The sequence below is a fragment of the Cryobacterium sp. SO2 genome (assembly GCF_026151165.2).
Classification (GTDB): domain Bacteria; phylum Actinomycetota; class Actinomycetes; order Actinomycetales; family Microbacteriaceae; genus Cryobacterium.
This window is the reverse complement of sequence record NZ_CP117849.1, coordinates 3,480,969-3,504,298: the sequence shown is the minus strand read 5'-3', so window position 1 is coordinate 3,504,298 and position 23,330 is coordinate 3,480,969. Positions and strand designations below refer to the sequence as shown.

The 23,330-nt window shown below is 68.4% G+C and carries 18 protein-coding genes; 9 read left to right on the top strand and 9 right to left on the bottom strand.

The annotated features are described in order from the left end of the window. Window positions 1-34 precede the first annotated feature (34 nt). Genes BJQ94_RS16540 through BJQ94_RS16520 form a run of 5 tightly spaced genes read right to left on the bottom strand, consistent with a single transcriptional unit; the run spans window position 35 to window position 5,911 of the window. A complete protein-coding gene (locus tag BJQ94_RS16540; RefSeq protein ID WP_265398515.1) occupies window positions 35-1,276 on the bottom strand; it encodes a glycosyltransferase in 1,242 nt (413 codons plus the stop codon). Continuing rightward, window positions 1,273-2,244 (bottom strand): glycosyltransferase family 2 protein, encoded by a 972-nt coding sequence (locus tag BJQ94_RS16535; RefSeq protein WP_275875515.1) that lies wholly within the window; start codon window positions 2,242-2,244, stop codon window positions 1,273-1,275. Before BJQ94_RS16535 ends, BJQ94_RS16540 begins: the two co-directional genes overlap by 4 nt. Then, window positions 2,213-3,046: a CDP-alcohol phosphatidyltransferase family protein gene (locus tag BJQ94_RS16530; protein ID WP_265398517.1), complete on the bottom strand. Its 834-nt coding sequence runs from the start codon at window positions 3,044-3,046 to the stop codon at window positions 2,213-2,215. The genes BJQ94_RS16535 and BJQ94_RS16530 overlap by 32 nt, the downstream gene beginning before the upstream one ends. Beyond that, window positions 3,043-4,305, bottom strand: a complete 1,263-nt coding sequence (locus BJQ94_RS16525) for a DUF1972 domain-containing protein (RefSeq protein ID WP_265398518.1) — start codon at window positions 4,303-4,305, stop codon at window positions 3,043-3,045. The genes BJQ94_RS16530 and BJQ94_RS16525 overlap by 4 nt, the downstream gene beginning before the upstream one ends. Window position 4,306: 1 nt before the next feature. Then, complete coding sequence (locus BJQ94_RS16520; protein WP_265398519.1) at window positions 4,307-5,911, bottom strand: exopolysaccharide biosynthesis polyprenyl glycosylphosphotransferase; 1,605 nt, start codon at window positions 5,909-5,911, stop codon at window positions 4,307-4,309. A gap of 519 nt (window positions 5,912-6,430) precedes the next feature. Between BJQ94_RS16520 and BJQ94_RS16515 the strand changes: the two genes are divergently transcribed. From BJQ94_RS16515 to BJQ94_RS16480, 8 genes are read left to right on the top strand one after another with little or no spacing between them, the layout of a single operon-like run. After that, window positions 6,431-7,507, top strand: a complete 1,077-nt coding sequence (locus BJQ94_RS16515) for a Gfo/Idh/MocA family oxidoreductase (RefSeq protein ID WP_265398558.1) — start codon at window positions 6,431-6,433, stop codon at window positions 7,505-7,507. Next, window positions 7,500-11,465, top strand: a complete 3,966-nt coding sequence (locus tag BJQ94_RS16510) for a DUF4082 domain-containing protein (protein ID WP_265398520.1) — start codon at window positions 7,500-7,502, stop codon at window positions 11,463-11,465. Before BJQ94_RS16515 ends, BJQ94_RS16510 begins: the two co-directional genes overlap by 8 nt. 50 nt (window positions 11,466-11,515) lie before the next feature. Beyond that, the gene (locus BJQ94_RS16505; RefSeq protein ID WP_265398521.1) at window positions 11,516-12,526 is read left to right on the top strand and encodes an NAD-dependent epimerase/dehydratase family protein; all 1,011 of its coding nucleotides are present in this window, start codon (window positions 11,516-11,518) and stop codon (window positions 12,524-12,526) included. A gap of 14 nt (window positions 12,527-12,540) precedes the next feature. Further along, entirely contained in the window at window positions 12,541-13,680 is a 1,140-nt protein-coding gene (locus BJQ94_RS16500) for a DegT/DnrJ/EryC1/StrS family aminotransferase (RefSeq protein WP_265398559.1), read from the top strand. Then, window positions 13,677-14,348 carry a NeuD/PglB/VioB family sugar acetyltransferase gene (locus BJQ94_RS16495; protein ID WP_265398522.1) on the top strand — a complete coding sequence of 224 codons (672 nt, stop codon included), beginning with the start codon at window positions 13,677-13,679 and terminating at the stop codon, window positions 14,346-14,348. The genes BJQ94_RS16500 and BJQ94_RS16495 overlap by 4 nt, the downstream gene beginning before the upstream one ends. After that, the gene (locus BJQ94_RS16490) at window positions 14,345-15,589 is read left to right on the top strand and encodes a glycosyltransferase family 4 protein (protein ID WP_265398523.1); all 1,245 of its coding nucleotides are present in this window, start codon (window positions 14,345-14,347) and stop codon (window positions 15,587-15,589) included. The genes BJQ94_RS16495 and BJQ94_RS16490 overlap by 4 nt, the downstream gene beginning before the upstream one ends. Further along, window positions 15,586-16,689 carry a DegT/DnrJ/EryC1/StrS family aminotransferase gene (locus BJQ94_RS16485; RefSeq protein ID WP_265398524.1) on the top strand — a complete coding sequence of 368 codons (1,104 nt, stop codon included), beginning with the start codon at window positions 15,586-15,588 and terminating at the stop codon, window positions 16,687-16,689. The genes BJQ94_RS16490 and BJQ94_RS16485 overlap by 4 nt, the downstream gene beginning before the upstream one ends. Before the next feature lie 3 nt (window positions 16,690-16,692). Further along, on the top strand, window positions 16,693-18,222 hold the full coding sequence (locus tag BJQ94_RS16480; protein WP_265398525.1) for an oligosaccharide flippase family protein: 1,530 nt from the start codon (window positions 16,693-16,695) through the stop codon (window positions 18,220-18,222). Between the two features lie 19 nt (window positions 18,223-18,241). On the opposite strand, the gene BJQ94_RS16475 is transcribed toward BJQ94_RS16480, so the two are convergent. After that, on the bottom strand, window positions 18,242-19,675 hold the full coding sequence (locus BJQ94_RS16475) for an O-antigen ligase family protein (RefSeq protein ID WP_265398526.1): 1,434 nt from the start codon (window positions 19,673-19,675) through the stop codon (window positions 18,242-18,244). Window positions 19,676-19,682: 7 nt separating this feature from the next. After that, window positions 19,683-20,396: a hypothetical protein gene (locus BJQ94_RS16470; protein WP_265398527.1), complete on the bottom strand. Its 714-nt coding sequence runs from the start codon at window positions 20,394-20,396 to the stop codon at window positions 19,683-19,685. 117 nt (window positions 20,397-20,513) lie between these two features. Here BJQ94_RS16470 and BJQ94_RS16465 point away from each other — a divergent pair, with 117 nt between their 5' ends. Next, window positions 20,514-21,206, top strand: a complete 693-nt coding sequence (locus tag BJQ94_RS16465; protein WP_265398528.1) for a hypothetical protein — start codon at window positions 20,514-20,516, stop codon at window positions 21,204-21,206. Here BJQ94_RS16465 and BJQ94_RS16460 read toward each other — a convergent pair. Together BJQ94_RS16460 and BJQ94_RS16455 are read right to left on the bottom strand one after the other, a co-directional pair. Continuing rightward, complete coding sequence (locus BJQ94_RS16460; protein ID WP_265398529.1) at window positions 21,166-22,374, bottom strand: glycosyltransferase; 1,209 nt, start codon at window positions 22,372-22,374, stop codon at window positions 21,166-21,168. The genes BJQ94_RS16465 and BJQ94_RS16460 overlap by 41 nt on opposite strands. Next, window positions 22,371-23,219 carry a glycosyltransferase gene (locus BJQ94_RS16455; RefSeq protein ID WP_265398530.1) on the bottom strand — a complete coding sequence of 283 codons (849 nt, stop codon included), beginning with the start codon at window positions 23,217-23,219 and terminating at the stop codon, window positions 22,371-22,373. The genes BJQ94_RS16460 and BJQ94_RS16455 overlap by 4 nt, the downstream gene beginning before the upstream one ends. Between the last annotated feature and the right edge of the window lie 111 nt (window positions 23,220-23,330).

The window sequence follows — 23,330 nt, the reverse complement described above, 5'->3', positions numbered from 1 at the left end:
TGGTTCCCGGCCTGGCCCTGCTCGGCCGGGTGGTTCAGCCGTGGGCGGCTCTGCCGTGCCCGGTGCGGCCAGGCTCGGGCCTGCCGGAGGCGGCAGCGGCCGGGCGTGCGACCTGGGCGGGGGAGCGACCCGCGGCGAGCACGGTGTCCCTGATACTGGACCGGTACCCGGCCAGGCCGTGGCGGTCGCGAGCGAGGAACTGGTCGGTGCCGGCCGCCAGCCGATAGTGCGGCCAATCGGCGACGATCTGCCCCAGGGCACTCGCCACGGCGGCGGAGGCACCGGGGGGCACCCGTACCGCGGAGGCGAACCCCGCCGAGGCCTCGCGCAGCCCAGACGTGTCGCTCACCACCACCGGCCGAGCGGCCAGGGCGCCCTCAACGGCCGTGTTGCCGAACCCCTCCTCGAGCACGGAAGGCACCAGCACGATGTCGCTCTGGGCCAGGAACGGCCAGACATCGCGCTGGTAGCCGTGGAAGTGCACCCGGTCGCTCAGCCCCTCGGTGCGCACCAACTCGCGCAGCCGGTCCAAATACCACTCGTAGCCGGGAAAGATGTCTCCCACCAGATGCAGCTCGGCGTCATGGCCCGTCGAGCGGTACGCGGACAGGGCCAGCACCGCGGTATCGACGCCCTTGCGCTCGGAGAGCCGTCCCACGTACAGCAGCTGCAACCGGCCGACGAGCTCGGAGCGCGCGTTCACGGTCTGGCCGGGCCAGCCGATCGGGTTCCGCACCACCCTGGCCCGCTCCCGTAGCCGCGGATAGGACTCGCACAGGACGTCGATGCAGTACTGGCTGTTGGAGACGACGGTGTCGCAGAGCAGCAGCGGGGCGGCCAACGCCCGGCGCACCACCCCGGAGGCACTGCGCTCGGCCTCGTGCACATGGATGATCACCGGAATCCGGGCGGCTCGGCCGAGCAGCACCCAGAGCGGGAGCGTGACCGTGTTCACGTAGAGAACGGCGGGGTGCACCCGCCGGAGCAGCCGGATCCCGGCGGCCATGCCGCGCAGAGCGTCCCGCAGGAAGCGCAGGGCGCCGACGGGTCGCAGGATGCTCTTGCGCAACACCGGCGTGGGGCAGAGCTCGATGTGGGCGCCACGACTGGTCAGTTCCCCGACCAGCGGCCCAAGTGTGGGAAGCGCGACAGTGACCTGTGTCCCGGAGCCGACCAGCGCTGATACCGTCTCGAGCAACACCAGGTCGGAGCCGTAGAGCTCGGCGCCGGGGTGTGCAATCAGTACGGCGCTGCCCACGCCGGTGGTCACGGTCATGATTCCTCACGGACCGGGTAGAGCCGCTGCGTCACCGTCTGACGGGCACGCGGCGGCCCGGATGCGAGCGCGCGGAGTGCCAGGATCGCGCCCGCTCCGGTGCCGCGCGCGGCGGCCAAGAGGAGCGGCCCCGCATGGCGCGCCAGATCGCGGCGCCCCCCGCGCTGGAGCACCCGCAGGGCATAGGCCGGGCTGAGCACCAGCCAGCGGACCACCTGGCCGCGGCTGAGGTGGCGAGCCGCGAACACGAGCCGGTTCCGGCAGTTGGAGTAAACGTAGAGCACGGACTTGCCCGAGCCGGACTGGGTGCCCCCGACGCTGTGCACCACGGTGACGTCGTCGCGTACCGCGAGGCTGCCGCCGGCCGCCACGCACCGCCACGACAGGTCGACGTCCTCCCAGTAGAGGAAGTATCGCTCGTCGAATCCGCCGAGCCACCGCCACAGGGAGGCGTGGATCATCAGGCACGCTCCGCTCAGCCAACCATACGGTGCGGAGCTGTCGGCGGTGGTTCCCGTGTGGGTGCGTCCTCGATCGACTTGCACGGTGCCGCCACCGAACCACAGGGAACCGTCGGGGCGTTCGATCCGGGGGCTAAGGATGCGTTGTGGATCCTCGGCGCAGCCCTCGGCCAGGGCGAGGACCCCGGCTTCGTCGATGAGCGCATCCGGGTTGAGTAGCAGCAGCCGACGGCAGCCGCGCGCGATCAGCAGCCCCGCGCCGGCATTCATCCCTGCTCCGAAGCCGAGGTTCAGCCCCGGCGCGAGCAGAGTCCAGCCCTCCCGCTGGCACAACGCCGTCGTGGCCGCCCGGTCGGCGAGGCCGGAGAAGTTATCCACGATCACGATGCGCTCGCCGGCAAGCCCGCGGGCGAGGCCGACCAGGTTGAGTTCGAGCAGCGCGGGGGAGCCGTAGTTGACAACCACGATCCCCAGATCACCGGGCAGGGACATGGTCGCTCCACTCATCGGACCGATGCCGTGGCGCAGCTGCGCCGCCGGGCGCTCCAGCAGGTGTAGCGCCCAGGGCGCGCATATCGCCGAACCACTTCACCAGCGCGAGGACCAGGTAGAGGGTGTTCGCCGCGAACAGGGCAGTGTACACGCCGAAGAACACGGCGGGGAGCCCGAGCAGGGCGAAGGACAGGCAGAGGATGCCGTAGTCGGTGGGCAGCCCGAGGATCGAGCGGAACGGTGTGCTCGCCGTGTTCCGCGCCGGTTCGACGGCGTGCTTGGCCTTCAGGAGGTCGTTCAGGATCATGGCGAAGAACGAGACGGCCGCCACGATCGTGAAGATCACGGGCACAAGCAGCCAGGCCGGATCAGGGAGGTCGAGATGCCGGTAGGCCAGCACCAGCACGGCGAGGTGCACGCTGGAGATCTTCCATGCGTCGACGACATGGTCCAGCCATTCCCCGCTGGTGCTGCCGCCGCCGCGAAGCCTCGCCAGCTGGCCGTCGGCGGAGTCGAGGACGTACCCGCCCGCCAGCAACAGCCAGACGGCGATCCCCATCGACACGCTGGGCGGTACCAGCGCGATCACCAGCACTCCGGCCAGGCTGGCGAGTGCGCTGAGCCCGGTGACCATGTTCGGCGTCCAACCCAGCCGGAAGGCGAGCGCCGCCGGTACCCGGCCCAGGGGACGGTTGACGTAGAGCGAATAGGCCGGTGCGCCCCTCGCCGCGCCCTTCTGGGCAGACGCCAGCCGCTTGACCGTCGCGGCCAGCGTGTCCGTCGGGGCCAGGGCGGCACCCGCGACGGTGCCGGTCACAGCGAACTCCGCATCGCGGTGGCGGGGCGCTGGGCCCGTTCCGGCTGGTTCCACGGCCTGCGGCCGATGCGCCCGACGCTCATGCCCTGCGTGCTGTGGCCGGAGACGAGGCGCTGGGCCAGATCCTCATAACCGTCGGTCACGTGGCCCCAGTTGTACAGGGCGGCCGCGCGCCGCTGAAGCGCTTCGCCGACCTCCTCGGTGTGGTGGGGGTTGAGTTCGGCGTCTTCGATCAAGGAGGCGAGCGTCGCCGGGTCGCGGAAGTACGCGCCGTAGGCGCCCAGCACCTCACGGTTGAACGACACGTCCCAGGCGATCGCCGCGGTACGGGCTCCCATCGCGCGCAGGAGGGACGGGTTCGTGCCGCCGACCGAATGCCCGTGCAGATAGCTCACCGAGTGGGCGTACAACTGGTCGAGCTGGTCCTGGTCCCAGAGGCCACCGAGCAGCCGCACCCGCGGATCGCCGGCCAGCGCGGTTATCTTCCGGCCATACGCTCCGGCATAGGGTGCAGATCCGACGACCACCAGGGGGAGAGTGGCGCTGCTGCGCCGGTATCCGTCGATGATCACGTCGACGTGGTTCTCGGGTTCGAACCTGGCGACCACGAGGTGATACCCCTTGGGCTCCAGGCCCAGTTCGGCCAGCCGGGTGGTCGGCGGGTCGTGCAACACCCGGGTGCCGTAGCTGATCAGTTCCGTGGGGATCGCGAACTCGTCGCGGTAGTAGTCGACGATCCCCTGCGCGTCAGCGATCAGGGCATCCGCCGACCGCACAGACAGCTGTTCGGCCCAACGGTAGTACCGACGCGCAGTGCCGCCCCACTTGTCCCGCTTCCATTCGAGCCCGTCCACGTGCACGGTCGTCGGGATGCCGCGCTGACGCAGGAATGGGACGAACGGCGCGTTAGCGGCGTTGAAGACGAACGCGGCATCCGGGCGGCGCCGGGTGGTGACGTGCGCGACCGAGAACGCCGTGTGGCTGAGCGTCTCCAGGGCCTTCATGTGTAGCGCCGGAAGGTGCACGAGTCGCATGCCGAGATAGTCGGTGGGCGGCCGGACCGCTCCGGGCGTGCCGCTCTGCGATCGGCAGTAGACGGTCACGGCGTGCCCGCGGTCCACCAGGCGACGCCCGATCTCCTCAACGGCTGTCTCGAAGCCGCCGTAGGCCGCCGGCACCCCCCTGGTACCGATCATCGCGATGTGCAGGGCGCGTGCGCTCTCGCCGGAGTTCGGTTCGGTGTCGTTCGTCGCAGCCATATCAGTACGCCCCCAGAGGTCGAATGATGATTTTGAAGGTCCGCCAGATGATCATGAGGTCGCCGGCCAACGACCAGTTCTCGACGTAGTAGAGGTCCAACCGCACGCTTTCCTCCCAGCTGAGGTCCGAGCGCCCGTTGACCTGCCACATGCCGGTGAGGCCTGGCTTGATATACAGCCGCCGGTGCATGTGAGACTCGTAGTTCTTGACCTCGGCGGGCAGCGGCGGGCGTGGCCCGACGAGGCTCATCTGGCCGACGACGATGTTCCACAGCTGCGGCAATTCGTCGAGGGAGTACTTGCGCAGGACCCGCCCGACCTTGGTGATGCGCGGGTCGCTGCGAATCTTGAAAAGCACTCCAGCGCCCTCGTTCTGGTCGAGCAGGCCGGCCAGGTCGTCCTCGGCTGTGCGCACCATGGAGCGGAACTTGAGCATGTGGAACGGCCGCCCGTTGCGGCCGACCCTCTCCTGGCGGAACAGAACCGGACCGGCGCTGTCCAGCTTCACCAGCACACCGATCACCAGGAGCACCGGACTGATCGCCATCAGTGCCAGGGCGCCCAGGGTGATGTCGAGTGCACGTTTGAGCACGTGTTTGGCCCCGTCGTACTGGGGGATCTCCACGTGGATGAGCGGGAGCCCCTCGACCGGCCGGAAATGGATGCGGGGACCGGCGACGTCGGTCAACCGGCTGGAGAGCACCAGCTCCGCCGACGTCTTTTCCAGGTCCCAGCCGAGGTTCCGAATGAAGGTGTTTCCGAGGCTCGGGTGCCCCGCGACGATGACGGCGTCGACCCCCAGAGACTGTGCGGCGCTGGCCACGTGCTCGAAGTCAGCCACGACGGGAACCCGGTGCCCGGCAGCGATGACGCTCGTGGAGCTGTCGCCCTCCAGAGCCGCCCCCACAACCTGGTAGGCAGCCCCGGATTTGTCGTTGATCTGCCTGACGACGTATTCAACGTCCTCCCGGCCACCCACGACGATCGCCCTGGCCAGGTAATGGCCGTAGCGGCGTTGTTGGATCAGCCACTTCCGCCACAACCAGCGCTCCAGAACCAGCGCTGCCACTCCGAGCGGGAGGGCGAAGACGAAGTATGCGCGGGCCGTGTCAACCTGCATCAGCAGGAAGGCGATGGCAAGCATCCCGAAGGCCAGTGCGCTCGCGTTGATGACGAGCTTGTATTCGGTCGCGCCGACCCCGACTATGCGGGCATCTCGGGTGCGGAAGGTGCCAAGGGTGATGATCCAGGTGACCGCGACGATCACGGTGACTGCCCAGTAGGAGAGGGGAATTCGCGGGGCGTCGCCTATCGGGTTGGCCATTGCGAACCGAGCGAGGAACGCCACAGTGACGGCGGAGCCGATCACGGCCGCGTCGGTCAGCGTGAGCCTGATGCGATATTGCCGCGCCCAGGCCGCACCGGAGAGCCCAGTGACGGCGGGAGCCGGCGAAAGCCCGGGGACCGCGCCGGCGGGTACGGCACCGGCCAGGGGCAGATCCGTCGAGACGGGGCCGGTGGACACCGGCCTGACCAGGTGCAACGGTGCCCGGTATCCGGCCGGTGTCGCCCCGGCCAGGGGAGGGCCGGGCTTGGGCGTGCTCATCGGCTACCGGCGCTCCAGGCCGGATTCGGGCAGGCGTAGCGCGGATTGCCGCTGCTTGGAGGGGGCAGCTGGCACTTTTGGGGTCGACCAATAGGCCGACACGTCACTGACGTATTCACGGTGGGTCCCCTGCATTTCGGGTTACAGGTTCGGGCGGGTGATGGAACGGGTACAGCGGCAGGCCACTGGGTGGGTGGCCTGCGGGTGCGGGTAGAGCGGGTAAGCGGCGAAGCTGCTGAGGTCGAATGCGCCGATGGGGCTGGCTGCGGGTGGGGCGGGTGCCGGTGGGACGGATGTGGCGGTAGTGACAGATTCTCAGCGACTCACGAGGTGAACATAACCCGAAACGCGTTTTTGGCGCTGTGACCTGAACGGGGGCCAGGTGGCGAGGCGATTTGTCCCCCCGGTTGGGGGACTGTGCGATGGCACTGACGGTGGCACTCTGGGCGGGTGAGCGACCCTCACTTTCTATCGTGGTCGCAGTTTCGCTCCTTCAACCGTCTAGCCATTGGGGTTACTGTGACCGACTCGCTACGGATCGCCGTTATCGGCGCGGGCTACTGGGGACCGAATCTGGCCCGGAATTTCCGGGCGAGTCCGCACTGGGAACTCGCGGCGATCTGTGACCTCGATCTCGACCGCGCCAGGCGGCTGGCGGGCCAGGGACACGACGTGAAGGTGACCGACTCCATCCGCGACCTGCTCGCCGATGACGACCTGGACGCCGTTGCTATCGCCACCCCGGCGGCCACTCACCACGACATCGCGCACGCCGCGCTCGCCGCGGGCAAGCACGTCCTGGTGGAAAAGCCGCTCGCCGACACCGGTGAGCGCGGCCAGTCCATGGTGCAGGCCGCGGCCGAGTCATCGTTGGTGCTGATGACCGATCACACCTATTGCTATACCCCGGCGGTGCTCAAGATGCGGGAGCTGATTCACGGTGGCGATCTCGGCGAGGTCTTGTTCATCGACTCTGTGCGGATCAACCTGGGCCTGGTGCAGCCCGACGTGGACGTGTTCTGGGACCTGGCACCGCATGACCTCTCGATCATCGACTTCATCCTCCCCGGTGGCCTCACACCGATCACGGTCAGCGCCGTCGGAGCAGATCCGCTGAACGCGGGCAAGGCCTGCATCGGCTACCTCACCCTTCCGCTCGCCGACGGGGCCATTGCGCATGTGCATGTGAACTGGCTCAGCCCCACCAAGATCCGCCAGATGATCGTCGGCGGCTCACGCCGCACGCTGGTGTGGGACGACCTGAATCCCCAGCAGCGACTGAGTGTCTATGACCGCGGCGTCGATCTTGGCCTGCAGGTTCTGGACGGCGCAGACCGCCGGAGCGCAACGGTGTCCTACCGGCTCGGTGACACCTGGTCGCCGGCCCTGCCGGAGACCGAGGCGCTCGGATCAATGGTGGCCGAATTCGCCTCGGCAATCCGCGACAAACGGAGCGCCAGAACGGACGGTTCTGCGGGTCTGCGCGTCCTGGGCATCCTCGAGGCAGCCAGCCGCAGTCTCGCTGCCGGCGGCGGGGCCATGCCGCTGCGCGTCGAGCGGGAAGCCATGCTCGCTGGGGGGACGGCTCGTGTTTAGGCCGCGACGTTCGGCGGGCGTGCTCGTCGGTGCCGCAGCGCTGGCCGTGCTCGCCCTGGTGGGTGGTTCGTTGAGCGCTGCGCCGGCCCCTGCGCACGCGGCCACCGGATGCAACGCTGCGGCGAATCCGGTCGTGTGCGAGAACGCCCTCCCGGGCGTCGCTCCCTCGGTGTGGGACATCGACGATTCCGGCGACCCCAGCATCCAGGGGTTCGCCACCGACATCAGCGTGAACGTCGGCGGCAGCATCGGTTTCAAGATCGACACCAACGCCAGGGCCTACTCGATCGAGATCTACCGCACCGGCTGGTACCAGGGTCTCGGTGCCCGCAAGATCGCCGACGTGACCCCGTCCGCGGCCCTGCCGCAGACCCAGCCGCAGTGTCTGAGCGATCTCACGACCGAGCTCTATGACTGCGGAACGTGGGCGCTCTCCGCCACCTGGACGCTCCCGGCCGATGCTGTGTCCGGGGTCTACTTTGCTCTTCTCACCCGTGCCGACACGGGAGGGCAGAGCCACATCACCTTCATCGTGCGCAATGAGGCGAGCCACTCGAAGGTACTTTTCCAGACCTCTGATCCGACCTGGCAGGCGTACAACACCTACGGGGGAAGTGACTTCTACCAGGGCGCGGACAACGGGCGCGCCTACAAGATCAGCTACAACCGTCCGGTCGCCACTCGCGGCGGCCCGGGCGGCCGGGACTTCTACTTCAGCAATGAATACCCGATGGTGCGGTTCCTGGAGAAGAACGGCTACGACGTTTCGTACTTCAGCGGGGTCGACACCGACCGGTTGGGCGCGAAACTGCTGAACCACACAGTGTTTCTCTCAGTGGGTCACGACGAATACTGGTCCGCCGCCCAACGCGCCAACGTCGAAGCCGCCCGGGACGCCGGGGTGAACCTGCAGTTCCTCTCCGGCAACGAGGTGTACTGGAAGACCCGGTACGAAGCCTCGCCGACCAGCTCCGCGGGGGATCACCGCACTCTGGTGTCCTACAAAGAGACCTGGAGCAACGCGAAGATCGATCCGTCCACCCAGTGGACGGGCACCTGGCGAGATCCGCGATTCGCGGCACCCGCCGTGGGCGGAGGCCGCCCGGAGAATGCGCTGACCGGAACCATGTACCAATCGAACTTCTCTGATCTCCCGGTCACAGTGTCCGCGGCGGAGGGGAAGTACCGGCTCTGGCGGAACACATCTCTCGCGCAGTTGGCGGCGGGAAGCACAGTCGCCCTCGCCGCGCACACAGTGGGATATGAGTCGGACGAAGACCTCGACAACGGGTTCAGGCCGGACGGCCTCATCACCCTGTCCACCACGACGGGCAGCGTCCCCGAGTACCTCCAAGACTTCGGGAACACCGTGGCCGCGGGAACCACGACCCACCACCTCACTCTGTACCGGGCAAGCAGCGGGGCTCTCGTGTTCTCAGCCGGAAGTGTGCAGTGGGCCTGGGGCCTCGATCAGGAGCATGACGGCGACGGGGCGCCCGCCGATGCGCGGATGCAACAGGCGCAGGTGAACCTGTTGGCCGACATGGGCGCTCAGCCCGCCACGCTCACGAGCGGCCTGGTCGCCGCGACGGCGAGTACGGACACGAGCGCGCCGACCGTCACTATCAGCACCCCGGCAGCCGGAACCGCGATAGCCAACGGCGTGAGTGTCACCGTAGCGGGAACCGCTGCCGACAGTGGGGGCGTCGTCGCGAGCGTGGAAGTGTCCACCGACGCCGGAGCCAGCTGGCACCGGGCCACCGGCACCACGAATTGGACCTACAGCTATGTGCAGCACGGCGTGGGATCCCAGACCATCCGGGTGCGGGCTGTCGATGACAGCGCCAACATCACCGGCACCCCGGCGACCAGGTCGGTCACGAGCACGGCGCCGTACTCGGTCTTCGGTGCCGAGCAACCCGCGGTGGCAGACGCCGGAGACTCCTCCGCGGTGGAACTCGGGCTGAAATTCACCCCGAGCCAGAGTGGTTTCGTGTCCGGGGTGCGCTTTTTCAAGAGCGCCGGCAACTCCGGTACGCATACCGGATCGCTCTGGAACAGTGCGGGCACCCGGCTGGCTACCGTCACATTCGCGAACGAGTCCGCCTCAGGCTGGCAGGCCGCGGCGTTCTCGGCGTCCATACCCGTCTCCGCGGGGACGACCTATACGGTGTCCTACTCGGCTCCGGCCGGGCACTATGCCGCCACCCCGTACTACTGGGCCTACCGCGGAATCAGCGCGGCACCGCTGACCGTCGCCGGCGGCTTCGGCGCCGCACCGGCTGGGGTCTACGACACCACGATGGGAGCGTTCCCCCGGGACTCCTACCAAAACGGCAACTACTTCGTCGATGCCGTATTCACCACCACCGATGGCTCCCCGTTGACCGCGGCAAGCCAATGGCCCTTGCCTGGATCCTCCAGCGTGCCACTGTCCACGACGGTCAGCGCGGTCCTGTCCAGAGACGTGGACCCGGCGTCGGTCACCGTCACGGTGAAAGACCAGCTGGGTGCGACAGTATCCGGCGCCGTGTCTTACGCCGCCGCCACTCGCACGGCGACCTTCACGCCCACTGCACCGCTGAATGGGTTCGTCACCTACTCCGTCGTCCTGGCGGCCACGGCCACCGGTGGCGGTACCCTGACCTCCGGCGGCAGCTGGTCGTTCACGACCGTCAAGCCTCCGGCCGAGGACGGACTGTGCCCCTGCAGCCTCTTTACCGACGCGACCGTGCCATCGATCCTGCAGGTCTCGGACAATCGCCTGGTCACCCTGGGCGTGAGGTTCAGCAGCTCCGTTGCCGGTACGGTCTCCGCGATCAAGTTCTACAAGAGCGCGGGCAACACCGGCAGCCACACGGGCACGCTCTGGGGCCCGAACGGCGCCCAACTGGCCACTGCGACATTCTCGAACGAGTCCGCCTCAGGGTGGCAGACCGTCACCTTCGCCACCCCCGTCACAATCACCCCAGACACCGTGTACCTGGCCTCCTACGTGAGTCCGACGGGCACCTACTCCGCCACCCTGGGCGACTTCTCCGGCAGCGGCATCACGCGGGGACCCCTCACGGCAGGTAACGCGGCCGGCGCCTACACCTACTCCGCCGGGTATCCGGCGTCGTCATCCGGCGCCAACTACCTCGTCGACGTCGTGTTCAACCGGTCGACCGCCGCGGCCATCACCGTGGTGAGCCAGAGTCCGGCCAACGGTGCTGTCGCAGTGCCGACATCCACGGCGGTCGCCGTCACGCTGTCGGCGGCCATCGCACCCGGGTACACCCTGGCCGTGAGGGCCGGAACCGTCGCTATTGCCGGCGCGACGACGCTGTCGTCCGACGGCCGGACGGTCACATTCACAGCAGCCCAGGCGCTCCCCGCCGGATCGGCAATCACGGCCACCCTGTCCGGAGCCGTCTCGACCGCGGGTGCCGCGCTCCCCACCCAGACCTGGGGGTTCCAGACCCTGAGCGCGACCGGCGGCACCACCGCCTATACGCTCCTCGGCACTGAGACGCCCGCCGTCCTGGCCGCCACCGACTCGTCTGCCGTCGAACTCGGGATGGCATTCAGCGCCGGCCAGGCGGGTTCCGTGACCGCGATCCGGTTCTTCAAGGGCTCGGGCAACACAGGCACCCACACCGGCTCATTGTGGTCAAGTGCCGGTTCCCAGCTCGCCACGGTGACGTTCGCCAACGAGACCGCGACCGGCTGGCAAACCGCCCAACTGAGCACTCCCGTCACGCTGACCGCCGGCGCCTCATACGTCGTGTCCTACCTGGCCCCGGTCGGCCGGTATTCCTACACCGGCGCCTATTTCAGCGCGGCCAAGACGAGTGGTCCGCTCACCGCACCGGCGACAGGCAACGGCCGCTATCTCTATGGCACCGCCGGCGGATACCCCCAGTACACCTACAACGCATCGAACTACTTCGTCGACGTGGTGTTCACGCCGAACTGACGCGGCCCACCGATTCCACCGCCCGCGTCCCAACGATTCAGGAGCAACTCATGAACACCGCGACCACCGATAACCTGACCGGGGCCAGCGTGCTGGTCACCGGCGGCGCCGGAACCATCGGCTCGGCGATCGTCGACCAGCTGCTCACGGCGGGAGTCGGCCACATCGACGTGCTGGACAACCTCGTGCGCGGCCGGCCGGCCAACCTCGCCGATGCCCTGGGGTCGGGGCGGGTGTCGCTCGTCGTCGGGGACATCCGTGACCGCGACCTGGTGCACGACGTGACCCGCGGCAAGGATCTGGTTTTCCACCAAGCCGCGATCCGCATCACCCAGTGCGCCGAGGAGCCCCGGCTGGCGCTCGAAGTGCTCGTGGACGGCACCTTCACCGTGATCGAGGCCGCCGTGCGGAACTCTGTGAGCAAGGTCGTCGCCGCCTCAAGCGCCTCGGTGTACGGGCTGGCGGAGACTTTCCCCACCCCCGAGCGTCACCACCACCACAACAATGACACCCTCTACGGTGCCGCCAAGTCCTTCAACGAGGGGCTGCTGCGCAGCTTCCGCGCCATGAACGGCCTCGACTACGTCGCTCTGCGCTACTTCAACGTCTACGGTCCGCGCATGGACGTGCACGGGCTCTACACCGAGGTTCTCGTGCGTTGGATGGAACGCATCATGGACGGCCGCCCTCCGCTGATCTTCGGCGACGGTCAGCAGACGATGGATTTCGTGTTCACCAGCGACATAGCGAGAGCCAATCTGCTCGCCGCCACCAGCGACATCTCCGAGGGTGTCTACAACATCGCCAGCGGCACCGAGACCAGCCTGCTGCAGCTGGCCGAGGCCCTGCTCGTGGCGATGGGCTCCGACCTTCCGGTCGAGCACGGTCCGGACCGTGCCGTCAACGGCGTGTCTCGCCGGCTCGCTGATGTGGCGGCAGCCCGCCTGGACCTCGGCTTCGAGGCCGAGGTCGCCCTGGCCGACGGATTGCGGCAGCTTGTCGACTGGTGGAAGCCGCTCCGAGAGGAAATTGCGTCGGGCCGGTCGCTGGTGGCCTCGTGAACCGGATCAATGTGATGGTGCCCTGGTTGGGCGCGGAAGAGATCGCCGCAGTGACCGAGGTGATCGAGTCAGGCTGGGTTGCCCAGGGCCCAAGGGTCGCCCGATTCGAGACGGCGTTCGCCGAGGCCATGGAAGCCCCCTTCGGCGTCGCCACTTCCAGTTGCACCACCGCTCTGCACCTGGCCCTGATCGTCGCCGACGTACATTCCGGCGACGACGTGGTGGTGCCCTCGTTCTCCTTCATCGCCACCGCGAACGCCCCCACCTACGTCGGTGCCCGACCGGTCTTCGCGGATGTCGACCCCACCACCGGTAACGTCACCGCCGAGACTGTCCGCGCAGCGCTCACCGAGCGCACCCGTGCGGTCATCGTGGTCGACCAGGGCGGCGTGCCCGTCGACCTCGACCCGATCCGGGCGCTCTGCGACCCCCGTGGCATCGTCGTCATCGAGGACGCCGCCTGCGGTGCAGGCTCCCGTTACCACGGGCGTCCGGTCGGGGCCGGCGCCGTGCTGACGGCGTGGTCGTTCCATCCTCGCAAGCTCCTCACGACGGGAGAGGGCGGCATGCTCACCACCTCCGATGCCGAGTGGGCGGCCCGGGCGCGCCGGTTGCGCGAACACGCCATGAGCGTCTCGGCGAGCGACCGCCAGGCCAGCCTCCTCGCCCCGGCCGAGGACTACACCGAGATCGGTTTCAACTTCCGCCTGACCGATCTGCAGGCGGCGATCGGCCTGGTGCAACTCGGCCGGCTGCCGGAGATCGTTCGGCGCCGACGAGAGCTCGCGGCCCGCTACACCGCCGAGCTCGCCGACGTGCCCGGGCTCCGACCCGTCGTCGACCCGACCTGGGGCACCGGCAACTTCCAGTCCTTCTGGGTCGAGGTGACCGCTCCCTTCCCCACCGACCGTGACGGAGCACTGCACGCCCTCGCCCGGGCCGGCATCTCCGCCCGCCGCGGCATAATGGCCGCCCACCGCCAGCCTGCCTACCGCGGACGGGACACAGGCACCGTTCTGTTGCCGCACACCGAACGGCTCACCGACAAGACCCTGATCCTTCCTCTCTATCACCAGCTCAGCGACGACGACCAGGACCGGGTCATCGACGCGATGCGCGCCGCGACCAGGGACCTCGTCACGGAGTCGACATGAGGGATCTCCTCCTCCTCGCGGCGAGCGGGCTGGCCCGCGAGGTCGCGGCGGCGGTGCGGGATACCCACCGGGTGCGCGGCATCCTCGACGACGACCCGGCCTGGTACGGCCGGGAGGCCGGCGGGATCCCGGTGCTCGGCACCATCGACAGTGCGGCCGCCTCCGATGCCGACTTGCTGGTGTGCATCGGCTCGGGGAGTGGCCGCCGGGGCATTGTTGAACGCCTGCGCCGGCTCGGCGTCGGCGAGAACCGCTATGCCACCGTCGTCGCGGCGGGCGCCATGATCCCCACCGGTACCGTGCTCGGCGCGGGAAGTGTCCTGCTGGCCGGGGTTGTGGCCACGGCCGATGTCGCCATCGGTCGACACGTGGTCGTGATGCCGCACGCCACCCTCACCCACGACAACGTGATCGGTGACTTTGTGACGATCGCCGCCGGTGTCGCCCTCGGTGGCTCCGTCGTGATCGGCGCGGGAAGCTATCTCGGCATGAACGCCAGCGTGCGCCAAAACGTGCGAATCGGAGACGGGGCGACCGTAGGGATGGGGGCCGTGGTGTTGCAGAACGTGCCCGATGGAGAGACCTGGGCGCACGTTCCCGCGCGACCGCTTCGTCTCCCGGGCACTGACGCGCCGCCCGCCCTGGCCCGGGACGCGTGGGTGACATGAGGATAGTCGTCTACCCGCACTCCCTCGAGGTCGGTGGCAGCCAACGCAACGCGATCGACCTGGCCACCTCGCTGTCCCAGCGGGGTCATGAGGTGCTGGTTTTCGGGCAGCCCGGGCCGCTGCAGGCTCTCGTGCGGGAGCGTGGCCTGCCGCTGATGCTCGCTCCCCGGCCTCGGATCCGGCCGTCTCCTGCCGTGATGCGCAGGCTCTCGGCCGCGGTCGACGGACTGGGCGCCGACATCGTGCACGCGTTCGAGTGGCCGCCGGCCGCTGAGGCCGTCTTCGGCCCGTACCTCAGGTCCGATGTTCCGGTCGTCTGCTCCATCATGTCCATGTCAGTGGCACCGTTCCTACCGGCCTGGCTGCCGCTCACGGTCGGCACGCAGCGGCTGCTCAGGGCAGAGTCTCGCCGCCGGCCGCGAGTCAGCCTGCTGGAACCGCCGGTCGACACCGCGCACGACCGGCCGACCGATACCTGTGCCGCGAAGCAGAGCCTGGGCATCAGCGTGGACACCATCGTCATCTCCCTAGTCGGCCGGTTGGCGGTCGAACTCAAGCGCGAGGGAATCCTCGCGGCGATCGCGGCCATCGGTGTTCTCGCGGTGGAATACCGGATCCTCCTCGTGATCGCCGGAGACGGGCCGATCCGCAGGGAGGTGGATCTGGCCGCGGAAATGGTGAACGCAGCAGCCGGAACCGAGGTGGTGCGGGTGACCGGATATGTGTCCGATCCCCGTCCGGTCTATGCCGCAGGCGACATCGCCCTGGCCATGGGAGGCTCTGCGCTGCGCGCCATGGCCTTCGGCAAACCGCTCGTGGTGCAGGGGGAGAGCGGGTTCTGGCGCGTCCTTGAGCCGGACTCGATCGGAGAGTTCACGGAGAACGGCTGGTTTGGAATCGGGGACGGCGGGGACGGCACGGGCAGACTCGTGCGCCTGTTGCGTCCGCTCCTGGCCAGCGCCGCCGACCGCGCTCGGTTAGGCGAATTCTCCCGCCGGATCGTCACAGAACGGTACGGCCTGTCCGGCGCCACCGACCGGGTCGAATCCCTGTACCGACAGACGATCAGCCACAACCGCGAGCAGCCGCTCGGGAAGTCGCGGCTGCTGCACCCATACCTGTCGGTGATTCGGTATGAGATGACCCGCAAGGTGATGCGGCGCCTCCACGGAGTCCCCACTGACGACTTCAATTCCCTGCAGTCGATGCAGACCCAACACGAACAGGAGCCAGCCCCGTGACCGACACCGTGCCGTTCATCGATCTCAGATCGCAGCAGTCGGAGATTTTCGACGAGGTGGCCCCCCTGGTCGCGGAGATTTTGCGGCGAGGGGATTTCATCGGTGGGAGAGCGGTCGCGACGTTCGAGGAGGAGTTTGCCGCGTTCTGCTCTGTCTCACATTGCATCGGTGTGGGTAACGGAACCGACGCCCTGGAGCTGGCCCTGCGCGCCCTCGACCTGACCGGCCAGGAGGTGCTCGTTCCCGCGAATTCTTTCATCGCCTCGGCCGGGGCGATCGTTCGCGCTGGAGCCGCGGTGCGGTTCGCCGACATCGACGACGATTCGCTGCTGCTGGACGGTGCGAGCCTGGAGCGGTCGCTGGGTCCCGACACGGCCGCCGTGATGGCGGTGCACCTGTACGGCCAGCCGGCCCCGATCGAGGAGCTCCAACTCGTGTGCGGGCGTGCGGGCGTGCTCCTGCTCGAGGACGCCGCCCAGTCCCAGGGTGCCTCCCGCCACGGGCGCCAAGCCGGCTCACTGTCGCTCATAGCCGGCACGAGTTTTTACCCCGGCAAGAACCTTGGCGCCGCGGGTGATGGCGGCGCCGTCCTCACCAGCGACGACGAGCTGGCTTCCCGGGTGCGGCGAATCGCCAATCATGGCAGTGCCCGCAAGTACGTGCACGAGGAAGTGGGCTTCAACTCGCGCCTCGACACGATCCAGGCGGTCGTCCTGCGCGCCAAACTGGCCCGACTGGAAGCCTGGAACGAGGCCAGGCGGGCAGCAGCACGCCGGTACGACGAGCTCCTCGCCGGCGTGGATGGGGTGCGGCTGCCGGTCACGCTTCCCGGCAACATCCCTAACTGGCACATTTACGCCATCCGGGTTGCCGAGCGTGACCGCATTCTGGCGGGGCTGAACGACGCGGGTATCGGTGCCGCCCTGCACTATCCCACGCCGATCCACCTCACCGGCGCCTTCGCCCACCTGGGCCTGCGGCTGGGGGACTTCCCGGTCGCGGAGAGGGCGGCCACAGAACTGCTGTCGCTGCCCATGTCCCCCCACCTCACGCCGGACCAGCAGCACAGGGTTGTCGAGGCGCTGACGGGGCTGGTCTAGGCAATGGCCGCCGCCGCGGACGACCGCGACGCCGCCCGGCGTGGTGCGGAGACCGCCGAGGAGCTGGCCGGCACCTTGGAGAGCCGGGTCTGGAACGGCTTGGGCTGGAGCTTCGTGAACACGCTGATCGGCCGGCTGGGCTCCGTGCTGACCGGGATCGTCATAGCCAGGATCGTTGCCCCCGAGCAATTCGGCGTCTACGCGGTCGCCCTGGTGGCCCTGAACCTGCTGTTGAGCATGAATGAGCTGGGCGTCAGTGTCGCGTTGGTTCGGCATCCAGGCCCGGTCGCGGCGATCGCGCCCACGGTGACCACGGTGGCTGTGGCAACCAGTCTGGTGCTCTTCGTGGCGAGCTGGTTCGCAGCTGAACCGTTTGCGGGTGCGATGGGCGTGCCAGAGGCCGCTGGTGTTGTCCGTCTGATGTCGACCGCGGTGCTGATCGACGGGATCGCCTCCGTGCCCGTGGCCATGCTGACCCGGGACTTCATGCAGGCGACCCGCACGAAGATCGATCTCATTGCCTTCGCGGTGAGCACGCCGGCCACCATCCTGTTCGCCCTGGCCGGGCAGGGCGCGTGGAGCCTGGCCTGGGGCGCGGTGATCGGGAACGCGGTGACGGGTCTTCTGTCCTTGCTCTGGGCGCCTCAGCGCTTCCGGCCCGGCTTCGACCGCACGATCGCGGTCAGCCTGTTGCGCTTCGGACTGCCGCTGGCGGGAGCGAGCTTGCTGCTCCTCGCCCTGATGAACGTCGACTTCGTCGTTGTCGGGCGTCTCCTCGGCACGGAACAACTGGGCTTCTACCTGCTCGCGTTCAACCTGAGCACCTGGCCGATGACGCTGGTGTCCACGGCCGCACGCAGGGTGACGACGCCGATGTTCGCTCGCCTGCACGAGCGCGGTGACGGCCAGGCCGGGTTCCGCCAGGCGCTGTTCCTGCTGCTGGCCCTCGGGGGGCTGCTCTGCGCGCTCCTGGCCGCCTATGCGCCGGCCATCGTGGTCTTTCTCTACGGCGAACGGTGGGCACCTGCCGCCGCGGCCCTCCCCGCCCTCGTGGTGCTCAGCCTGGGCCGGATCCTGGTGGAACTGACCTACGACTACCTGGTGGCCGTGGGTCGAACCCTGGGTAACGCCTGGGTCCATGCCGTCTGGCTGGTGGTACTCGTGCCCGCACTGGTGCTGGGTGCCGCCTACTTCGGTATTCGCGGCGTCGCGTGGGCGCACGCCCTGGTGGTCATGCTGGTTGTCGTGCCGGCGCTGGGAATCGTGCTTCGACGGGCCGGAAATCGGATCTGGCCGCTGGTGGCTGACCTGGGTCTGCCTGCAGCCGGCGCTGCGGCCGTGCTGGTCTCCGCCTACCTGGTCTCCAGCGTCCTCCCGTCCGGCTTTGCCGAGCTTGCCGTCGGCGGCGTTGTGGGCACCGTCGTGTATGCCGCCATCGTTGGTTCCAGGTTCTGGCGCATTCTGCGCGCCCTCCGCGGGGCACGGCCAGAGCCCCGCACACCCGGTCGGCGCAGGTCGGCCCGCTCCACCTGACCAGCCTGTGGCGGACCGGTCACTCCTGGGCAGGCGACAAGGGAAGCCCGGCAGAGTCAGATTCTGAGCGGTCCACGGAGTTGGCTACGGCTCCGATGAAGCCGATGCCCAGGAACAGGAGACCGGCAGCCTGTGCAAAACCGAGTGCGTCGAACGTCGCGAAGCCGAGGGCACCGGCCGAGATCATCGCCGCCAGGGACTGTGCGAGGCTGCGCGCCCTGGGGTCGGTGATCAGCCTGCGGCTGAGCGCTGCCCTGCGGATGGCCACGACCAGAAGGGCGATGAAGGCGACGGTGCCGACGACGCCAACCTCGATCAGCAGTCCCAGGTACTGGTTGTCGAGGATGCGGTACTCGGGGAGGAAGGTGAACAGGCCCCGTCCGACGAGCGGTGACCGCTGGATGTACTCCCAGGCGAGGGCGTAGCTGTCGGTCCGAGAGAGCGCACTGCTGTCCTCGCTGATCCCTGTGAACAGACGGGACAGGGTGCCGAGCATGCCGGGAATCAGCACGAAGATTGCAACAGCCAGGACTGCGAGGGTCAGATACGCGCGTCGGCGCCACCGAACGGGCCAGGTCGGCAAGAGAACGACGAGCACGACCAGCACCCCCACCAACGCGGAACGGGACAGTGTGACGGGGACCGCGAGGGCGATCGCGGCAGCAGGCAGCCACCGCCAGAAAACGTTCCGGTGGGTGTCCGTGACGGCGAAGTGCAGGGCGATCGGCAGCATCATCGCCAGGATCACGCCGAATTCGATTGGATGGGTTGAGGTGCCCGCGGTGCGGTTGAACCCGTCCCGGTCGTAGACGCTGGTGAGCGTCGTATTGGCCGACAGCCCTGGGATCGAGATCGCGTCGACGAGCGCGCGCCCGGTGACGAACTGTGCGATGCCGACCATCGCTACGATGCCGCCGGCGGCGACCATCACGCGCAGGAGGTTTTCGACCCGGCCGATGTCGGCAGGTGCGCCGATCGTTCCCACCTGCACCTCTCTGCCACCGAGACCATCGGCGGTGACCAACGCGATGCCCAGCCAGGAAGCGAGCATCAGCAGGCCCCGATCGGCGGCGGTCAGCTCAATGCCGTCGATCGGACGCACCGTCGCGACCACATAGCTCGCCAGGGCCGCGACGGTGAAGGCCAACAGGGCCCAGCGGATACCCCGGCTCGCTGGCGCCCGACCCGGGACAGGGGACCTGAGGATTCGTGCGCCGAGCCACCACGCCAGTCCGAGCAGCCCGACCATGAGCGCGGGGGTACCCGCTGCTCCCAGCGCCGGCACGGTCAGGACAGCCGGCACGAGGAGCAACAGCAGGATGTAAACCGTGACCAGCCAGCGGGCGGCGACACCGTGCCAACCGGCTGCCAGGTGGAGCGGTCGTCCCTGGCCAGCACGTCGCAGACCGGATGCATCACTCCCGAGCCTGTTGGGCCGCGATGCGCCGCTCACGCGAGTATCACCGGCGTACCGGAACACGCGTCGCTGTATCCCCGGTCTCGGTCGACGCCGGCGGCCCTGCCGGTTCGGCCGATTCGTCCAGGTCGGCCGGCACTCGTTCAGCGCCGACCGGGGCATCGATCGTTTCATCCGAGAGCGAGTCGCGCCGACGCAACGGGTAATACACGGCGACGGCGAGCGCGACCGTGGCCGCGAGACCGGCGGCCAGAACGATGATCAGTGTTCGGATCAGCGACGATGTGTTGGGTTCGGCGATGACGTTGTTCGTGATCACCATCAGCTGGACATGGTCCTCGGCGGGGGCCGACACCGACACTTGCAGTTCCTCCAGGCGATCTTTCGCCAGGGTGAGGACGGCATCCAGGGTGCTGAACGCGGCGTCCGGCGAGGTATCGGTCACCGCAACCTGCAGAACTGAACCGGACACACTGGCGTCCTTCTGAACGGTGTAGCTGGCCCCGGAGCCGGCGGGAGCGACGTTCTCGGTGGACTCGGAATCCGTGATCGCCGTGGCCAGGACGCCGGCTACGACGTCAAGTCCGCCGAGGTCGAGGAAGGGATTGCCGTTGGCCTCGACTGAAGTGATGGGTGGGAGGAGCACGACGGAGGCGGTGACGTCATAGGTCAACGGCACGAGGTGCAAAGTAAGGTTCACCAGCCCGAGCGTGACGATGCCACCACCGAGGAGGACCCACCAAATTCGACGAATCACGCGGAGCCACACGGACACTTTCACGGAAGTCCTCTCTGGGCATTGCTGGAATGTAGCGCGAGTATATGATGCGTTCGCAAAGCTTGCTCGGGATTGTCGAGAGATTTCAGGTGGCGGATGACGGCGTGGCTCGGGGAATGGAACACGCTGCGCCGCTCGGCCGTGATCGTCGCCGGTCTCCTCCTCACCGCACCGGCGGTGCTCTGGGTCGCCACCATACCCCCGGTCTACTCCGCCAGGGTGGGAGTGGTTCTGCTGGCACCGGTCTCCCTGGAGCCGAACGGGTACGCCCAAACCTCCGAGGCTCTGGTCGACCTCGCCGGGGTCGTGGCTCGCCAGATTCGTGATTCGGGGGAGACGGTGCGGGCGGATGCCGTGTCGCCGGACGTCACCCTGGCCAGTCAGGGAGTGCATGAGGGCTATGTGGTTCGGCACGCGAATCTCGGCGGGCAGTGGGAGTACGAGTTCACCGACCCGATCCTCGACGTGCAGGCCGTCGCGGCGACGTCCGGTGAGGCCTCTGCCCTCGCCGATGCGGCCGTCGCACAGATCCAGACTGTCCTCGCGAGCATGCAGGACGAGCAAAGCGTTCCAGAGGGTGCCCGCGTGCGCATGACGCTGAACCCCGACGCGATCCAGGTTCGTGAGGAAGGGGGGAGCCGGCTGCGGGCCGCCACCGCTACCGGGCTCATCGGGCTGCTTGTCACTGCCGCTCTGCTCGGTGCCGCGGGGCAGCCGAGACGACACCTGCCCCGCCTGCCCCCGGACCTCAGCCGGCGGACGGCGCCGACGGCGCGCGCGCTTTCGTGATCAGGCTGAGGAAGTCGAGGGCCCTGGCATCCCAGCCCTGACCCTGGGCGTAGGCCATGCGACGCCGGACCAAGTCCGCATCAGGCGGCCGCCGGAGAACGTCGAGGGCTCGTGCTGCGAAGTCCGCCGGATTCGTGCAGACATCGACAAGGTCGGCCGGTATCCGCCGGGTGCTGGGCAGGTCGCTGATCACCGCGGGTTTGCCGGCCGCCAGGTATTCGAGTGTCTTCAGGGGGTCGCTGGCCCGGTTGAACGCGCTGTCGGAATACGGTGTGAGACCGACGGCGATGCGGTTCATGAAGGACGGCAGACGGTCGAACGGTTGCGCACCGACCCACTGCACATTGGGCCGGCCGAGCAGGGCCTCCATTTTCTCCAACTCGTAGGTGGGCTGACGGGGGCCGACGAGGAGGAGCGACGTGCCGGTCTCGGCGATACGTTCCAGAGCCTCCAGGTCGATTCGCTCCGACAGGTGTCCGATGAACCCTGCGATGGGGTCAGGAAGGGTCACCTCCGGGGCCGGGAGGGCTGATGCCGTCTGGCTGAAGTGATCGGTGTCGCAGCCATTCGGGATGACGGCGACGGAGCGTGCCATGGTCGACCATCGGGCGGCGAGAGGTTCAGACACGGCGGTGACCTCATCGGCCATCCGCAGCTGCTCTCGTTCCCGGCGCCGCAGCCACTCAGGCGACAGTCCCATCAGGCTGCCGCCTGCGACCCAGTCGTCGGTTCCGTAGAGAACCTTGAGCCCGGGCCAGGAACTGAAGACATCATCGAGGCACGCCACGACCAGGGCGTCGGCCCTCGCCGAGAGTGCCCGTACCGCCCCGGCTATCGCCCGCCTGGTGGACCATGCTGCAAGCTCGCGCAATCCGGGCCGGCTGATACCGGGAAGGGTGAGCGGCGTGAGCCGAGCCAGGTTCGGGGCCAGCACCCGCAGCCTCGGACCGCGAGTCGATGTTTTCAGGGCTGGCTTCCCGAGTGGGGTGAGCAGCGAGAGAGCGGGATCCACATAGAGCACGGGTACGTGGCGGGACAGGTGGACCGCGAGGTGTTTCTCGCTCAACCAGGTGTCATCCCAGGAAACACCGGCCGCGATCACGACCAGCCCATCCCAGTCCTGGCTGCCGACGTCGCCATCGGCGCGGCCAGGCCGCCTGGTCGTCACGCTGTCCTGCTTGAGTCGTCGCGGTTCCAGGCGAGTGGCCCCGGCGTGGCGCTGCGAGCCACCCACCGGGCGACAGCCGTCGTGATCAGAAAGAGCAGCAGCGGGCCGACCAGCAGGGGCTCGTTGTGGACGATGCGCAGCAGGTCGCGAGGCCCGGTCGACGCCGACGCGGAGAGCCGACCGGCACGATTCAATTCGTTCACGCCGCGAACCACCCTGATGCGCCGGTTCAGGAGCGCCCGCCACGTGCGTGCCGGCCACACCTCGGCGATGGCGTCGGGGGCGATGCGGCGTTCACCGGGCCTGAACGCCTCGGAATAGGCCAGATCATCAGACATGAATCGGGGCAGCGCGGCAATCCGGCTGAAACCGGCCGTCGAGAGCATGATGACTCCGCGACCGAAGAGTCCGGCCTGCACGGTGGGCAGCCGTTCCCAGACGTCGTAGTACCAGCGGGCGGCCCAGGACACCCGCTCGCGCTTCAGCTCCCGTCGCGGGGCGGCCGCCAGCACCCCCGGATGCCTCAGCTGGGCGGCGAGGGCCCGGAGGCCGTCGGTGGTGAGCACGACATCCGCGTCCACGAAGGCGACCGGGAAGTCGCCCACTACGGCCATGCCTGCCTCCAACGCCGCGACCTTGGACGGCACCGGCAGCTCGACCACCTCGACATCCGGGCCGAACGAGCGCGCCTCGGCAGCGCTTCGGTCTGTGCATCCGTTGCAGACGACGATGACCTTGACCTCACCGGCTGCGGCGGACCCCAGGAGCTGCGGAAGAAGTCGGCGAAGCCCGGACTCCTCATTGTGCGCGGGCACGATCACCGTGGCAATCAGCGGTGAACTCACGGGGGCCTCCAAATGCGGATTGTCGGCGATCGACTGCCGGGTCGGCTGGCGGTGACGCCACCTGCAGTGCATAATGCCTCGACAAGCCCAGGGGGTCCAGCAGATGCCGTA